The 16185-nt window shown below is 42.5% G+C and carries 18 protein-coding genes and 1 pseudogene; 16 read left to right on the forward strand and 3 right to left on the reverse strand.

Features of this window, described 5'->3' with window-relative positions; all coding sequences use genetic code 11:
• The 9 genes and pseudogenes from RWY97_RS05035 to RWY97_RS05075 all read left to right on the forward strand — a co-directional run.
• A pseudogene (locus tag RWY97_RS05035) lies at positions 1 to 355 on the forward strand (type VI secretion system tip protein VgrG); the annotation flags it as partial.
• Between the two features lie 10 nt (positions 356 to 365).
• A complete protein-coding gene (locus tag RWY97_RS05040; protein WP_315565876.1) occupies positions 366 to 1265 on the forward strand; it encodes a hypothetical protein in 900 nt (299 codons plus the stop codon).
• A gap of 4 nt (positions 1266 to 1269) precedes the next feature.
• Entirely contained in the window at positions 1270 to 2499 is a 1230-nt protein-coding gene (locus RWY97_RS05045) for a hypothetical protein (RefSeq protein ID WP_315565877.1), read from the forward strand.
• A gap of 324 nt (positions 2500 to 2823) precedes the next feature.
• A complete protein-coding gene (locus RWY97_RS05050) occupies positions 2824 to 3189 on the forward strand; it encodes a DUF8188 family protein (RefSeq protein ID WP_242400687.1) in 366 nt (121 codons plus the stop codon).
• Positions 3190 to 3285: 96 nt separating this feature from the next.
• Positions 3286 to 3957, forward strand: coding sequence for a DUF8188 family protein (locus RWY97_RS05055; protein ID WP_315565879.1), 672 nt, complete (start codon positions 3286 to 3288; stop codon positions 3955 to 3957).
• Positions 3958 to 4035: 78 nt separating this feature from the next.
• Positions 4036 to 4722 (forward strand): DUF8188 family protein, encoded by a 687-nt coding sequence (locus RWY97_RS05060; protein WP_315565881.1) that lies wholly within the window; start codon positions 4036 to 4038, stop codon positions 4720 to 4722.
• Positions 4723 to 4800: 78 nt separating this feature from the next.
• A complete protein-coding gene (locus RWY97_RS05065; RefSeq protein WP_315565882.1) occupies positions 4801 to 5196 on the forward strand; it encodes a hypothetical protein in 396 nt (131 codons plus the stop codon).
• A gap of 17 nt (positions 5197 to 5213) precedes the next feature.
• Positions 5214 to 5336: a hypothetical protein gene (locus tag RWY97_RS05070; protein WP_315565884.1), complete on the forward strand. Its 123-nt coding sequence runs from the start codon at positions 5214 to 5216 to the stop codon at positions 5334 to 5336.
• Between the two features lie 109 nt (positions 5337 to 5445).
• Positions 5446 to 6231, forward strand: a complete 786-nt coding sequence (locus RWY97_RS05075) for a PAAR-like protein (RefSeq protein WP_315565886.1) — start codon at positions 5446 to 5448, stop codon at positions 6229 to 6231.
• 416 nt (positions 6232 to 6647) lie between these two features.
• On the opposite strand, the gene RWY97_RS05080 is transcribed toward RWY97_RS05075, so the two are convergent.
• Complete coding sequence (locus tag RWY97_RS05080; RefSeq protein ID WP_315565889.1) at positions 6648 to 7136, reverse strand: RNA polymerase sigma factor; 489 nt, start codon at positions 7134 to 7136, stop codon at positions 6648 to 6650.
• Positions 7137 to 7703: 567 nt separating this feature from the next.
• Between RWY97_RS05080 and RWY97_RS05085 the strand changes: the two genes are divergently transcribed.
• Positions 7704 to 8753 (forward strand): acyltransferase family protein, encoded by a 1050-nt coding sequence (locus tag RWY97_RS05085; protein WP_315565890.1) that lies wholly within the window; start codon positions 7704 to 7706, stop codon positions 8751 to 8753.
• Positions 8754 to 9305: 552 nt separating this feature from the next.
• Here RWY97_RS05085 and RWY97_RS05090 read toward each other — a convergent pair.
• Both RWY97_RS05090 and RWY97_RS09950 read right to left on the reverse strand, forming a co-directional pair.
• Positions 9306 to 9584 (reverse strand): hypothetical protein, encoded by a 279-nt coding sequence (locus tag RWY97_RS05090; RefSeq protein WP_315565892.1) that lies wholly within the window; start codon positions 9582 to 9584, stop codon positions 9306 to 9308.
• Positions 9585 to 9636: 52 nt separating this feature from the next.
• Positions 9637 to 9927 carry a hypothetical protein gene (locus RWY97_RS09950; RefSeq protein ID WP_315565894.1) on the reverse strand — a complete coding sequence of 97 codons (291 nt, stop codon included), beginning with the start codon at positions 9925 to 9927 and terminating at the stop codon, positions 9637 to 9639.
• A 156-nt stretch (positions 9928 to 10083) separates the two neighbouring features.
• Between RWY97_RS09950 and RWY97_RS05100 the strand changes: the two genes are divergently transcribed.
• The 6 genes from RWY97_RS05100 (at position 10084) to RWY97_RS05125 (ending at position 16185) form a co-directional block, all read left to right on the forward strand.
• Complete coding sequence (locus tag RWY97_RS05100; protein WP_315565895.1) at positions 10084 to 11964, forward strand: phosphoethanolamine transferase; 1881 nt, start codon at positions 10084 to 10086, stop codon at positions 11962 to 11964.
• 188 nt (positions 11965 to 12152) lie between these two features.
• The gene (locus tag RWY97_RS05105) at positions 12153 to 13247 is read left to right on the forward strand and encodes an acyltransferase family protein (RefSeq protein WP_315565993.1); all 1095 of its coding nucleotides are present in this window, start codon (positions 12153 to 12155) and stop codon (positions 13245 to 13247) included.
• 14 nt (positions 13248 to 13261) lie between these two features.
• A complete protein-coding gene (locus RWY97_RS05110; protein WP_315565897.1) occupies positions 13262 to 14269 on the forward strand; it encodes an acyltransferase family protein in 1008 nt (335 codons plus the stop codon).
• A complete protein-coding gene (locus tag RWY97_RS05115; protein WP_314739875.1) occupies positions 14266 to 15144 on the forward strand; it encodes a decaprenyl-phosphate phosphoribosyltransferase in 879 nt (292 codons plus the stop codon). The genes RWY97_RS05110 and RWY97_RS05115 overlap by 4 nt, the downstream gene beginning before the upstream one ends.
• Positions 15145 to 15188: 44 nt before the next feature.
• On the forward strand, positions 15189 to 15782 hold the full coding sequence (locus RWY97_RS05120; RefSeq protein ID WP_314739877.1) for an HAD family hydrolase: 594 nt from the start codon (positions 15189 to 15191) through the stop codon (positions 15780 to 15782).
• Positions 15748 to 16185: a GtrA family protein gene (locus RWY97_RS05125; RefSeq protein WP_315565899.1), complete on the forward strand. Its 438-nt coding sequence runs from the start codon at positions 15748 to 15750 to the stop codon at positions 16183 to 16185. The genes RWY97_RS05120 and RWY97_RS05125 overlap by 35 nt, the downstream gene beginning before the upstream one ends.

Here is a 16185-nt window from a genome sequence, read left to right on the forward strand (position 1 = left end):
CGACGGAAGTGTCACCCTGCACGACCACGGAGGAGTAAATATGAATTTCGATGGAAGGGGAAGCCACAGCTTGAATGCCGGTTCCTGTTCGTGTACAAACGTAGGCGAAGATGCCAGTGTGCTGAAGATGGACAAAGACGGAAATATCGACCTGTCGGGAAAGACAAAAATCACACTGACTATCGGAAGCAGTGTACTTACCATTACCAAGGATAAGGTAACCATCAAAAGCAAGAATATAGAACTCGATGGAGAGAATAATAAGATTACTGGAAATAAGAACGAGGTGAACGGAGAGACCACAATTGAAGGTAAGACCATAACGATCAAAGGAAAACCTGTTAATATCAATTAGAACTCTGACTATGGGCTATTGGGAAGAACTGAAAGAGAAAATTAAAGAGAAAGAATATGTTGAGTTTCAACAAGTCCGATACAGAAATGAGCAAACCGTTGCTATGAAGATAAATGGTATGCCTGTCAGTACTAATAGGCTGAAAACAGATTATACTGTTGAAAAGGTCTATAATTCTCGCCACGACATCATGCAGCTTGCATTCAACATCGATGACAATATCGTTTCTGTTTTTCCAACGCAATATCAAGCAGGGATGGACATGGTCGTAGATCTTGAGAAGATAAAATGTAAGGCTGTCATAAATGTGGATATGAATACTGGCCATATTGGTGAAATAGTAAACCACAAAGAAGTTGTTGAGGCATGGGAAGACTATAAAGAACATTTCAGGGATAAATACAAGTTCCTAAGATCGAGCGCTACTCAAAATGCTGTTCAACAGTTTCTAGAAACTCAGGACAAGCTGATTCTTGACCAGGAAATGATGAAAGCAGAAATGAACAGCAAGATGTTTTATATGCTTGTTTTCGATCATTATCTCGTGGAAAAACAAGAGTATAATGAACCTTATGCCATAACTTTTCCCTCTCAATTGTTCAAGGGAATCTCATTCCCAATGACTATGACACCTAAAATACATCAGGAATCTCCAAATAAAGTTGTTTACGACAGGAATGGGAGTGTGGATGAACATGTGACTTCGTCATCAGACATTGTTCGATTCTATGATGAGCAGTTCAAACCGACTATCCAATATAAATTTACGCAGTACAGACCATCTTTCAATATCCGTGAAACAGTTAATGAGGCAGAACGGCATATTGAAAATGCTGAAGTACATCTAATCGAAGAGGTAGTAAACAATGTTGACTTAACGATACTTTGCAAATTGAGAAAAATAGAATAGGAATATGACCTTTGAAATTGTATATTTGGGAACAAACATTGTCTGCACAAACATGACATGCGGTGTCCCTCGTAAAATAGGATGCATTGAACAACCACGTTTTGAACAATACCGCGCAACTGATCCTACACCTATTATGACTTATAAAGACACCAAGATATCAGCATGTTTTGAATGCAGGCTGACCAAAAGTTTTGCTTTGGGCATTTTGAGCAACTTGGGAGGTATGTTGCTTGGCTTGGCTGCAGCAGTATTAGTAGTAGCAGCGGTAGGAGTTCTTGTTGTTGGAACAGGCGGACTCGGTGCACTTGCTCTTGGAACTGTCGGCTTTCTTGTAGGAGAAAGTTTGGCAGCAGCAGGTGTCATTGCAGGAGCTACACTCGCGCTTACAGCTATAACCTATGGCTATAAGCAGGAGAATGACTGTGATGTAGTATCCAGTATGACATGGGATGCATATCATCGGAACATAAAGGTGGGAGGCAATTATGTGATTGTCGATCGTTCCTTACTGGAATGCCCACAAGGAGGCTTGATAACGATTATCATGGATGATGCTATTGCGCAAGAGGCTGCCAGTATGTTAACAGCCGCCAATAAAGAAATTATCTCAAAAAAGTGTGAGAGCGAATTTTGGCAGGGAATGGTCAGCGGAGCAACTGGCGGACTGAATCCCGTGTCACTGACTATATCCAGTGGTTTTCACTTCTACGACTGGTTTACAGCAAAGTCACATCATAATGAAATGTATAATAGTAAAGAGTATCATGACAAATGGCTTACGGAACATTCGAATGAATTGCAGATAGGCGAAGGTGTAGCTGAAGGAAGCTGGAAAACAGCTAAAGATACAAAGGCTACATACGAGACAGTGAAAAAGGTTTCTCAGGACCTTGCTGCACAGGAAAGGGGATATAAACGGTTAGCTCAGAAAGCCGCAGAGAAGAATACAAAAGCTGCTGCAAAACATGCTTCTATACAAAAGCAAAACGTTGAGAAAATTTCTGCCAAACATGCCAAAGAAGTAAGCAATGGTTGGAAAAAGTTTGGAGCGAATATTGCTAAAATTGGCTTAGGCGTCCTTGGTGGATTTGCTGCCATGAAAATAGCTGAAGCATATGATCAAGAGATTGATGTTGCAGAACGAGATATGATAACAAAACTGCAAGAGACGATTAATAATGACAGGAATAAGGCAGGTGGACCTATTACCGCCTATTCATTAAATGAATGACAAATGAATAAAGAGAAATGGTTGGCTATAGTTTTAACTATAGGATCTTGTCCCAGTGGTATTTTGAGGGCCATCGGTTTTTTCGTATTGGCACCACTGCTGTATAATGCTTGTGAATATCTTTTCAACACCGGTAACACCGATGGGTTGAAGTATGTAGATACTTATATAAAAGATTCCAAAATTATTTCCATCAACTTTCCTCATAGTTATGATCAGACATGGTTTAAATTTAATAGTTATAGTGACAGATATAGACACAAGAAATGTTGCTACACAAGAAGCTTTTATAGTGATTCCCTTAAAAGGTATATATCATTTTATATGTTTGAGGGCGTAGATTTCTTCAATAAGGAGAAACGCGGAGGTGACCTGGGAGCAGGAAGAATAAAGTCGTACTTCAATCCCGACAATGTCTTCCTGGTTCATGTGAATAAGACACAGCTAAATGATCCTAAATACGGAACGAAAGAGAATCCAATCCCAGTATTCTGGCACAAGTTTGTTTCAGGAACTGTTGATCGCCAAATTAAAATGGATAATACCCCCTATGACCGCTCCACAAAGTCAATTCCTTATTTCGACGTTCAAGACAACGTCACAGCCGAGGAAAATCGACTGTTTGTAACGGAGTATCTTACACGTATCATTGACAAAGACGAGTTGGTGAGACTATTCGGGAAGAAATGATATTGTAAGCGGCAGGAGGTAGAATTACTAAAAGGGTCTGAGTATTGTTTTGCTGCTTATTCATTAAAGGAATGACAAATGAATAAAGAAAAATGGTTGGCTATAGTTTTAACTATAGGATCTTGTCCCAGTGGTATTTTGCGGGCTATTGGTTTCTTTGTGATAGCCCCCTTAATTTATAATGTATATAGCTATTTTGCCAATACGGGCGACACTGACAATTTACGGTATATAGAAACTTATATTGGCGACTCGAGAATTATCCGCGTAGAGTTGCCAACCAATATCGATCAACTGGATGCCAACTTTATTACCAGTTATCGAGATAGGCATCGACATCTTATTTACTATTTTACTGCCTCTTTCTATGATGCTAGACTAAAAAAACATGTCGCAATATGTATGTTTGAGGGAGTTGACTTCTTCAACAAGGAGAAACGTGGAGGTGACTTGGGAGCAGGAAGAATAAAGTCGTATTTCAATCCCGGAAATGTCTTCCTGGTTCATGTGAATAAGACGCAGCTAAATGATCCTAAATATGGAACGAAAGAGAATCCTGTCCCGGTATTCTGGCACAAGTTTGTTTCAGGTAAAGTTGATCGCAAGTTTAATGATGACGGCACCCCCTATGACCGCTCCACAAAGTCAATTCCTTATTTCGACGTTCAAGACAACGTCACAGCCGAGGAAAATCGACTGTTTGTAACGGAGTATCTTACACGTATCATTGACAAAGACGAGTTGGTGAGACTATTCGGGAAGAAATGATATTGTAAGCGGCAGGAGGTAGAATTACTAAAAGGGTCTGAGTATTGTTTTGCTGCTTATTCATTAAAGGAATGACAAATGAATAAAGAAAAATGGTTGGCTATAGTTTTAACTATAGGATCTTGTCCCAGTGGTATTTTGAGGGCCATCGGTTTTTTCGTATTGGCACCACTGCTGTACAATGCTTGTGAATACCTCTTCAACACCGGTAATACAGACGGGTTGAAGTATGTGGATACTTATATTAAAGATTCCAAAATCATTTCCGTCAGTTTCCCCCATGGTTATGATCAGACATGGTTCAAAAATAAAACTTATAGCGACCGATATAGACACAGGAAACGTTGTCATACAGAATCCTTTTATAATGATTCCCTAAAAAAGTATGTATCATTTTATATGTTTGATGGCGTTGATTTTTTCAATAAAGAGAAGCGAGGAGGTGACCTGGGAGCAGGAAGAAGAAAGTCTTATTTCAATCCCGACAATGTATTCCTTGTTCATATCAACAAGACACAGCTGAATGACCCGAAGTACGGAACGAAAGAGAATCCTGTCCCGGTATTCTGGCACAAGTTTGTTTCAGGTAAAGTTGATCGCAAGTTTAATGATGACGGCACCCCCTATGACCGCTCCACAAAGTCAATTCCTTATTTCGACGTTCAAGACAACGTCACAGCCGAGGAAAATCGACTGTTTGTAACGGAGTATCTTACACGTATCATTGACAAAGACGAGTTGGTGAGACTATTCGGGAAGAAATGATATTGTAAGCGGCAGGAGGTAGAATTACTAAAAGGGTCTGAGTATTGTTTTGCTGCTTATTCATTAAAGGAATGACAAATGAATAAAGAAAAATGGTTGGCTATAGTTTTAACTATAGGATCTTGTCCCAGTGGTATTTTGCGGGCTATTGGTTTCTTTGTGATAGCCCCCTTAATTTATAATGTATATAGCTATTTTGCCAATTCGGGCGACACTGATAATTTACAATATTTAGAAACTTATATTGGCGACTCGAGAATTATCCGCATAGAGTTGCCAACCAACATCGATCAACTGGATGCCAACTTTATTACCAGTTATCGAGATAGGCAGCGACATCTTATTTACTATTTTGCTGCCTCTTTCTATGATACTAAGCAAAAAATTAGTAGTATCGTTTGTTGGCTGCCATTTGTGTCAACTCTTTTTTCGGAATCAACACGATACCAAATAGTACATGCAGCAAATTTCTGACTTAAAATTAAGAAATAATGGAATATAAACTAAGACTCACAGGTATCACGACACTACGCCCATATATGTTTGCTGCTGGTGGAGGCCTTTTAGGCTGTGTGGTAGGTTACCATTCCTATTGTTGTTCGACAAGCATATAACTTTCCCTTTGGAACTTTGCCAAGAGATAGAGAAAGAAACGCCCTCGAAATTTTTGTTTACCCCCGCCCAGTGTAACAACGGAGATATACCCGTGCAGAACGCTATGTGGTGAATACGAAAGCGGAAGAACCTCTGCTGAATGTAGACGACCGAAAGATTTCTGCAAATTTCGGCTGCCGGAATCCGCAAAGTTTCTACGCAGGTCTGTGCACACCTCTGTGTAGAAGTCTGTATCGGAATTGTCATTACCGCCGCGATCGTGCCACGCCCAGTGCGGCAGCAGTGGCCGCCGCAGCTTTGCTTGCCACCAAGGCCGCCCTCATTTTCACGGCAGGCGTCGTCATAGTGAGCTGCCTTGCATATGCGGTAGACCACGATTGTGACAAAACACAGGCTTGCGAGTGGCAATTACCGCATATGCAAGTGAAAATAGAAGGCCGACCTGCTTTGTTAAACAAATCACGTATGATATGCACTCATCAAGGAGTTATAGAAATTATCCTTAACGAGCAGACTGCTATCAAAGCGGCAGAATATATTTCTTCTTGTAACAACAAAGCCTTTTGGTGGCAGGTAGGCAGCCAAGCCTTACAGGGAGTATTTACCGGTATGGCAGCAGGTGCAACCGGCCCCGTCAGACTGATTGAAATGGGCATTAACGTAGGGATATACTATATTTCCGAATATGATAAGGAATTGGGAACACAAGCCACAAGAGCAAACATTGCCTGCGATGCAACAGATGACGTAGTCAGCAGTATGACTTCCGTAAATGCGACACGCAATGCTGCACAATCTTCCAAAGAAACAATGAATGGCTATCAGAGTATGATGAAAACAGCCAAAATGCTACAAACATTCGAAAATTCCTGCAACCTTACACTTGATTTCTGAATTTGCTTTTTCCTAATCAATAAAAAACTTAAAAATCTGAACACTTTTCAGATAGAGACTTTATTTAAAGATCCAGAAAACGGTCAAAATTCGAAAGAAAAAACCTCCGAAAAGACACCAAACTGTCGAATATTCCAAATAAAAACAAACCTTTCTTTCGTTTTTAATGCATATTTGTATCAAACGAGAAGTATAGGAGTAGACCCTTACAACTCCCTAAGTTCTGCCCCACAAGTATACGACTTGTTAACAGTAAATATTAGGAAATATCATAGCCTTTTCTTAGTTAATATTTAAGATTATTTAGTACGCCCTATCATAGTACTGTCGTTGGACCCTTTGACAATACATATTTCCAATTCAGTCATAGATGAAGAGAATTGGTTTACAGAATAAACAGATTATCACCCCAATTATCAATTATCACTTAAATTGAACTTAACACGAAGTGCTTTAAGGGCACGCGAAATATGATTCCCGACAGTCTTTTCGGAGATTTTGAGAATTTCTGAAATAGCCTGATACGTCATATTATCGCGTTTTGCCATCAGCAAGACCTGTTTGCGTTTGGGCGGAAGACAATCTATGGCAGCCCAAAGCTCGGCTTCGTGAGCAGACCGTTCTATTGTTTCCTCATCGCTGATACGCTCATCTAAATCTTGCGGTTGAATAGAACAGTCAAAAGATTGTCCCTTGCGAAGCATGTCGACACAGGCGTTTCTCACAGACGCATACAAATAGCCCCGGACATTTTCCGGTCGTTGTTCTGTTTGTCCACGCTCAATCAACCGGGTAAAACATTCCTGTACAACGTCCTCTGCAGCATCCACATCCTGCAAATAATGGATGGCGTAAAGGCATAACGGTCTGTAATAACATTTGAAAATTCGGTCGATATCGTGCATTCTACCGTAATCTGTTTCCTTAACCGTTGCAAAAGTAATGAAAATTTGCCAATTGAGAATTCCACAAATACATTTTAGATTGAAAATATTTAACGTGAACTCAAAGTAAGGTATGTATCAATATCCAGAGAGTTTGACGCACAGATTGCATTATTTTAAATCCATCAATTAATTCTATATTAGTTATTGATTTATATAGATAAACCTGTTTAATAAAAAGTATAAGACAGGAAACAAAATAATTTAACATCAAGTAATAAAAATAGAAATAAAATTGTAACTTTGCATTGGACTTGGTGCACAGATGTGCTCAGATCTTTCTTTGTGGGTTAATAATTTAGCGTTTGCTATTTATTCAATAACGTTCAGGAAACTTGGCGGTAGAATGAACAACAAGAATGAATGAATATGTGAACGTCCGCGATAGCGTGGGCGTCTCTCATTCCTTGTTGTAGGTTTCCGCCAAGTACCTCTGGACGTGGGTGATTTCGTCCACGCTTCACGTTAGGTACTTGGCTATCTCTTTCGTAATTCGAGTAAAAAGCATCGCATTAAACATTTAATGCAATGACAAGAGAACAGACGACCATATTAAAAGGTGTCGCTATTTTGATGATGTTATTCCTTCATCTATTCAATAATCCCGATATTGGGAATTTTTGTGATCCGCTAATATTCCTTGGTGGAGTGCCTTTAGTGAATATCATTAGTCGGGCCTGCAATCCAGTTGGAATTTTCCTTATGCTTAGCGGCTATGGATTAAGTTATACCTATTTTCATAGCAACCTTTCTTTCAAAGGGCAGTCGAGGAGGTTGTTGAAACTTTATATCCATTATTGGCTTATTCTGTTGATATTCGTTAGTATTGGACACTTCGTTAATGCAAGCAAATACCCGGGTAGCATTACTGACATCATCTTGAACATTACGAGTCTCAGCAGTAGCTATAACTCCGAGACGTGGTTTTTATTTCCATATATGTTGTTATCCTTTACTTCGATATGGATATTTAAAACTATTGATAAAGTAGGATGTGTATTTAGTCTCATCATCTCAGGTTTTCTCTATGTTGTTAGCTGCTATGTAATTAGCCGTTATATTGCCCCGACTCAGGCTTATACAGCGTGGTATAATTATATCTTAATATATTTCAATACCTTGTTTCCATTTGTTATTGGCGCCATTTTTCATAGGCAAGTAGAACAAGGACGGACAAACATCCCTTTTCTTAAATCTAATAGTGTTACTGCCCCTTTAATTTTATTTACTTTATTTATCTTAAATTGTTTCATTTCAAGTGCGATAACCTCACCTTTCTTCGAATTCGCTTATATTTTTCTTCTATTGCATATCAACTTTACTGGAATACTAAAACGATTTTTGCTTATTATGGGAAAACTTTCACTGATAATATGGTTAACCCATTCTTTCTTTTGCTACTATCTATTCCACGATTTCATCTATGGATTCAAATATCCACTACTTATCTATATTGTCCTTATTTCCATTAGCTATTTAGTTTCAATCCCGATAATGTTTATTGCCAATAAGACAATACAAGCGATACCCCATATTAACGGAAGTTCGATGAATCCAAAATATTTACAACACCAGTAATCGAGATTATAGAATAAGGATTATAATGGGGATTATCTCCCTTTTTGACATTGTGGAATTCACAATGATCATAATAGCAATTATTATTTATAATTCTTTATATTTTACTACGAACTATCACGATAATTTCACGAATTACTAAACTCTCAAACACTTATAATTCGTAAATTAAGTCCCACTCAAAAGAAAAAAGTACAAGAGTTAAAGGTGTGCCTTATTTCTACCCTTATACTTTTGTACTTTTATCTACTTATATATAATGCCATTAGCGACTTCCTATTTATCAAACCTCGACTCCATTAGGGACTCAGATACCGCACCAGGCGCCTTTGCAGAAGTGTGTAATGGATACGCAGGTCTGCATTTCAGGTTTTCTTGATACGTGCAGACAGGATTTTTAACTGCTACGCATAGTGCAGGATAAACTCAAACGTGCGGTCGATGGTAACTGTCCACATCGATTCGGGTTCTCCATAACCGCGCCCAAAGTAAAAAACGCACAATCGTCAACCGCCGAATGCAGACCGCGAACATTGCTGATATAGACATCATTCACCCCGACTTCAACAGACCTACATACAGGCGCTGCATTGTGATGTCCGTCTCTGTAAGTGACTCGTCGCCGGCCAGTGTTTTCCGGAAAACATCTTGATAAACGTCTTCACAATAGATCATCGGGGCGTAAGAAGTAGAGTCTAAATAATAGAAATGGCCAGGCGGTGAACAGCTCCCATCGCCATCGCTTGCAGGTCTCAGGCCAGCATTCGATACGGATGACCGCTCAATCCTGGCAACTCTGAAAGTCGAGATTGTCGTAATTGAGCTTGGCATTGGCCACAGCACGTGCATTGATAGCCGTGGTAAGGAGTTCAGAGTTGACCACCTACATCACCACCGAACTGTCTTTCCCGACAAATCGGATATGCACTAAGCTCGTGTTTTTGAATCCCGACTCGCCCATTTGCGGGTTAGACACCGATGAGCATATCCCGCCCCAAAGAAGTGGGCGGAAATTCGATGAACAGTTTTCCATCGGTTTTATACAGCGAAATGAACGGTCCTTTGACCGAATCGTAACGATGGTCAGTGAGTGTGCGTTAATAGGTATCCAATCCGTTAGGAGCGGGGCACACACCTTCGTGGCCAGGCCGTGCAACATAATTGAAATACACATCGTCCAATCACGAAAGGAACCAACCCCAGAGTAACCGTGAAACATGCATTGTAGAGCGAATCAACAGGAGATGTGGACGAGCAGCCGTAATTTTCAGACCGAATTATTGCTTGTAAGCTAAAAAAGGCGTACATTTGCAGAAAAATAAAAGCATAGATGAAGATCCTGGCTTGGGTGGGACGAATTTTCAGTTGGGCTTTTTACCCCGTGCACATCAATGCGGCGTTCTTCGCATTTATGTACGCATTGGGGGTGATTTGTGCTTGGCTCACTGTCCCGAATACGCGAGGGGCGCACCTTTATGAGCATACTTACACCGAGCTTTTCGTCGATTTGTATGCCGTCTGTGTGTTGTTGGCACTCATTCCGCATCGAGTGCGATTGTGGATAAAGGCTTTGCTCTATCTGATTCTTTATTCGACAGCTATAATAGACGTTTATTGCTTCGTCAAATTCGACTCGACCATCACACCGACAATGCTTCTGCTCGTGGGAGAAACCGACAGTCGCGAGGCAAGTGAGTTCCTCCAAACTTATCTTTCACCTGATCTTCTCTTCTCTCCGGTAGGCTTTATCGTGCTGTTAATACTTTTGCACATAGCCAAAATATTTATACCACAACTGCAAAAATATCTTTCTTATCGCGCGAAAATCTTCCTGAAAGCCTACCGACAACGGTTGCACAACAGGCTTGGGAGGTATCAACCAGCAGTCGGTTTGCTTTGTATAGCACTGCTGATTTACGGCATTGCCGTAACGGCTCACAACAAGTCGGCCACTTGGAAACTGATGTCGGCCGAAACGATAGGCGCCGTCGAGCATACATTGACCGAGAAAGATCACGCCATTCTCTATACCCCCATCAGTAGATTGGTATTCAATCTCTATGCCAACTCATTGGCTTCGCAGCAAATCAATAAGTTGATTGTAGCCGCGAACAAGGCAAAAGTAGACAGCTGTATCTATCGTTCACCGAATATCATATTGATTATCGGTGAGAGTTACGGCCGTCTTCACTCGCAGCAATACGGTTATTTTATGCCCACAACACCCCGACAAGTAAAGCGCGAAGCCTCAGGACGGCTCGTAAAATACACAGATGTGGTGTCTCCTTGGAACTTAACGAGCTTCGTATTTAAGAACGTTTTCTCGACGCACGTTATCGGACAAGCCCACGAATGGTGTGATTATCCCTTGTTCCCAGAGCTATTTCGCAAGGCGGGTTACCACGTAACATTCCTCACCAATCAGTTTCTACCCAAGGCAAAAGAGGCCGTTTACGATTTCAGCGGCGGCTTCTTCTTGAACAATCCTACATTGAGCAAGGCGCAATTCGACACGCGCAACGACTCGCTGCACGCTTATGACGACGGACTCTTGCGTGATTACGAACGCTTAAAAGTGCAAAACGGCGAGCATAATCTGATTATTTTTCATTTAATCGGACAACACGTAAACTATCGGACACGGTTCCCGAGCGACCGCCGACGCTTTCATACAGAGGATTATGATGCGAAACGGCCCGAATTGAACAATCGACAAAAACGCGTTTTGGCTGATTATGACAATGCTGTGTTATATAACGACTCAATTGTTGACCAAATCTGCCGTCGCTTCGAACATCAAGATGCCGTCGTAATCTATATGCCCGACCACGGCGAAGAGTGTTACGAGGGGATGCGCGGCTTCATTTGTCGCAATCATTCGGCACAGATCGATTACGATTTGGCACGCTATGAGTTTGAGATTCCGTTCTGGATCTGGTGTTCACACAAGTATGCCGTACACCATCCCGAAGTCTTTCGCAAAATTGTTATGGCCCATCGGCGTCGCCTGATGACCGATGCCGTTCCCCATTTGTTGCTTTATCTCGCAGGCATTCACGCCCCGGCCTATCACGAACAATACAATATACTCTCGCCGAAGTATGACGAACGTCGCCCGAGACTGCTCAAAGGGCGCGTGGATTACGATAAACTCAGGTCTCAAACAGCGGCCTCTCTCACCCCCTCCAAAGGAGTGGAGAACGTGCATTAGTGGTAAATGGATATGCAAATACAAGCCAAACCGATTCTCTCCAAAAGAGAAGGGAACGCACATCGATGATAAACCTACATATAATAAAGTAAGTGGAAGACTATAAAAATAAGCAACCCAATAACGTGCAAGCCTGTTCCAACACTGCAAAAATCACTCCTCTTTCAGAGGGGAAAGGGAAAACCGGCATGCTTGCTCGCCATCAATGTGCAGCACTTCGTGGTTTGGCAATCCTCGGCATTGTATTACACAACTACTGTCATTGGCTCAGTCCCATCATAAAAGAGAATGAATACACGTTTTCCCGACACAATGTGACACAACTGATACAGGTCATTCAGCATCCCGATCTTTATTTCCCGCTCCATCTCTTATCATTTTTCGGCCATTACGGAGTCCCTATCTTCCTCTTCCTCAGTGCTTACGGATTAGTGAGAAAGTATGAAATGACCTCCCCTAATCTCTCCGAAGAAGGGGAAAAGAACCAAGAGACATCCTCTAAAAAACGTCTCCACTCCTTGGTAGAGTCTTGGGGAGGCTCTTTCATCTATCCCCACTTCCTCAAGCTCTTCAAATTAATGATGGTAGGATTTGTGGCTTTTACAATTGTAGACAGCATTACCCCAGGCACATTCCACTATCAATTCGGGAACGTTTTGGCACAACTCGCGATGATAAGTAATCTCTTCCCCCATCCTGATAAAGTGATTTGGCCGGGACCCTATTGGTTTTTCGGACTGATGTTGCAACTCTATTGCGTGTACAGACTGCTGCTTTACCGTCGTCATTGGGGCTTTACAGTGGCTTTGATAGCCATTTGCTGGTTATTGCAAACAGTTTGTCAGCCCGACGGAGAGACGCTGAACCGCCTGCGATATAACTTCATCGGCGGCGTATTACCATTCGGTACAGGCCTGCTTTATGCCCGATGGGAACGCCCTTGGCCATCGGTGGCACTGTGGACAATTCTTATTCTGTCGTCGGTGGCGGTTGTCAGTTTCAGCATCAATTATCAATCGTGGTTTTGGGTGCCGCTGTTCGTCTGTGCATTTGCTGTGAGCGGTATCCGATTTTTACCTCGATGGCTGACTGATCCGCTGTCGTGGATGGGCGGAATATCCGCAGCTCTCTTCGTATGCCACCCTATTACGCGCAAGATTTTCATACCGATGAGTCACCGAGGCGACGTTTATTCGGGACTGTTGCTCTATCTCATCGCCTCCGTTTCGATAGCGTGGCTATTCCGAGCATTGATAAAACGAATTTCCAATCCTAAACTGTGAGCATACGCAAAGAAATGAAATGGAAGATCGAAGACATCGAACTGCATAATATCAGCAGGTTTCGCGGCGAGTTGATGGGCATTGCGATGCTCTTCATTATCCTCTTTCACGTATCCCTTCCACAGTCAGATGCATTCTTCGGACTACGTAGAATGGGCAACATCGGTGTCGATATATTTCTCTTTTTGAGCGGAGTGGGGCTCTGGTTTGCGTGGACTCAGCATCCGTCTATCACGTATTTCTTTTCCCGTCGCTATCTCCGCATCTATCCCGCTTGGCTGATCGTGGCCTGTTTGTACTACATTCCCGATTTCATTCACGGCGAGGGACATAGCCAAAGCCTATCAGACACTGTCGGCGACATTACTATCAACTGGGATTTTTGGCTCAACGGCGAACTCACTTTTTGGTATATACCCGCCATAATGATGCTTTACACAGTCGCACCGGCCTATATGCAACTTATTATTAAGCATCCGATATATCGCTGGTTACCCGTAGTGATGATTATGTGGTGCATACTCGTGCAGTGGGTAACGCCCATTCACGATCTCGTGGGCCATTTGGAGATCTTCTGGAGCAGGCTACCCATTTTCTTTATCGGCATCAACTGCGGTGAGATGGTACGTCGACAAGCTACGATGGACGGTGCTTCCATCTGGCTGATAGTCCTTATATTCACGATGGCTCTATGTGCTTCTGTCTTCCTCGAACAGCAATTGCACGGCCAATTCCCACTTTATGTGGAGCGGATGTTGTATATTCCGCTCACTGTTACAGCCATTTTCATCCTCAATAGAGTGCTTTGTCACACCCCCGAATGGTTCAATCAGATGTGCCGTTTCATAGGAGCACTCAGCTTAGAAGCCTATCTTCTCCACCTCAACTTTGTTTTGGCATATATCGAGAAATGGCATTGGGGCTATTGGCCCACCTTCTTCGTCTGCGTGGGAATCACGTTACCGGCAGCTTGGTTGCTGCATCAGACGGTACGTTTGATAGAAAGGAAACTCGCAAAATGAAACAAATCTTTCGCCTGATCAGGCCTCAACAATGGATTAAAAACGCTTTTGTGTTCATCCCGATGTTCTTTGGCGGCAGTCTGTTAAACGTGCGTGACATCACGACTTGTGCCATTACGTTCTGTGCTTTCAGCCTGATTGCCTCGGCTATTTATTGCTTTAACGATGTCATCGACATAGAAGCCGACCGCAAACATCCCGTAAAATGCCACCGCCCGATTGCTTCCGGTGCTGTCAGTATACTCCAAGCATATGTGATGATGGCATTACTCACGGCCGGCTCAGTTGTTTTAGTGCTGAGTCTCGGTCCCAATCGTTGGCGTGTCGGCAGCGTTTTGCTGGGCTATTTGTTGCTGAATATCGCCTATTGTAAGGTCTTGAAGCGTTACGCCATCATCGATGTGTGCATTGTTGCATTCGGTTTCGTCTTACGAATTCTGGCCGGTGGCGAGGCTACCGACATCGCTCTCAGCAACTGGTTGGTGCTGATGACCTTCCTATTAACGCTCTTTCTCTCTTTCGCTAAGCGTCGCGACGATGTGATTAGAATGAATCAGACAGGCGAACCACCGCGAATGAACACCAGTCGATATAATCTTACGTTCATTAATCAGGCTATCACCATTACGGCTTCGGTCACTTTGGTATGCTATGTGATGTATACGGTGTCACCGGAAGTGGTAAGCAGACTTCACACACGTTATCTTTACCTCACCAGTGTATTTGTGTTAGTGGGACTGTTAAGGTATATCCAGCTGGCCGTTGTCGATGGAAAGAGCGGCGATCCAACACAAGTCATCCTGCACGACCGCTTTACACAACTCATCGTTTTGGGTTGGAGCGTGAGTTTTTTTGTGTTGATTTATTTGTTGTGAAGTAGGTTTGGTAGGTGTAGTAGATACAGTAGTTTTTGTAAGTGATGAAAGAACAAATTTATATATACGATTTTGACGGCACACTGACACGGCGAGACTCATTCTTAGATTTCATTCGCTACACGTGCGGAAGTCGCTCGTTATACTGTGGATTACTATTATTCAGCCCGTTATTAATACTGATGAAACTGCGATTATACGCTAATGGTCGGGCGAAAGAGCGTCTCTTCACACACTTCTTTCAAGGAATGAGCATCCGAGTGTTTGATGATCTCTGTGCGAAATACGGTCTTTCGCGTGCCGATTTGCTGTTAGATGCAGCGCGAAAAGCCGTTAATGAGGTTGCATCTAACGGTTACCGAATTTTCATTGTCAGTGCAAGCGTCGACCGCTGGGTACTTCCCTTCTTTCGAGACGTGCCTAATGTGACGGTCATCGGCACGCAAATTGAAGTCGAAAACGGGTTGGTTACGGGCCGATTCAGCACTCCCAACTGTTACGGAGCAGAGAAAGTGCGACGCATTCAGGCCCTCTTACCCTATCGAGAACAATACAAACTCATTGCCCACGGCGACAGTCGGGGCGACAAAGAGATGTTAAACTATGCAGATCAAGGATACTTTCGCCCGTTTAGATGAGACCAAACGACAACAGATGGGCGAGGTTTTACGCTTCGTTATCGTCGGAATTATAGCCACACTGTTGCAATATGGCATTTACAGTGCATTGATTTTATTCATCCCAAACAAAGCTTCGGCAGCGCAAATACAACTATATTCCACCGTAGCTATGAGCATCGGCTATGCCATTAGCTTTGTTTTCAACTTTCTGGCAAGCACCCATTACACATTCAAAGTGAAAGTAAACGCTCGCCGCGGGGCCGGTTTCGTCCTGTCGCACGTAATCAATTACCTGTTGCAAATAGGCACATTAAACCTCTTTCTATGGTTGGGCATAAGCCGACAATGGGCTCCTGTTCCGATGTTCTGCATCTGCGTACCGGTCAATTTCATCTTGGTGCGATTCTTTTTAAAACATTGA

Origin of the sequence: Hoylesella pleuritidis (assembly GCF_963541955.1) — a bacterium.
Lineage (GTDB): Bacteria > Bacteroidota > Bacteroidia > Bacteroidales > Bacteroidaceae > Prevotella > Prevotella pleuritidis.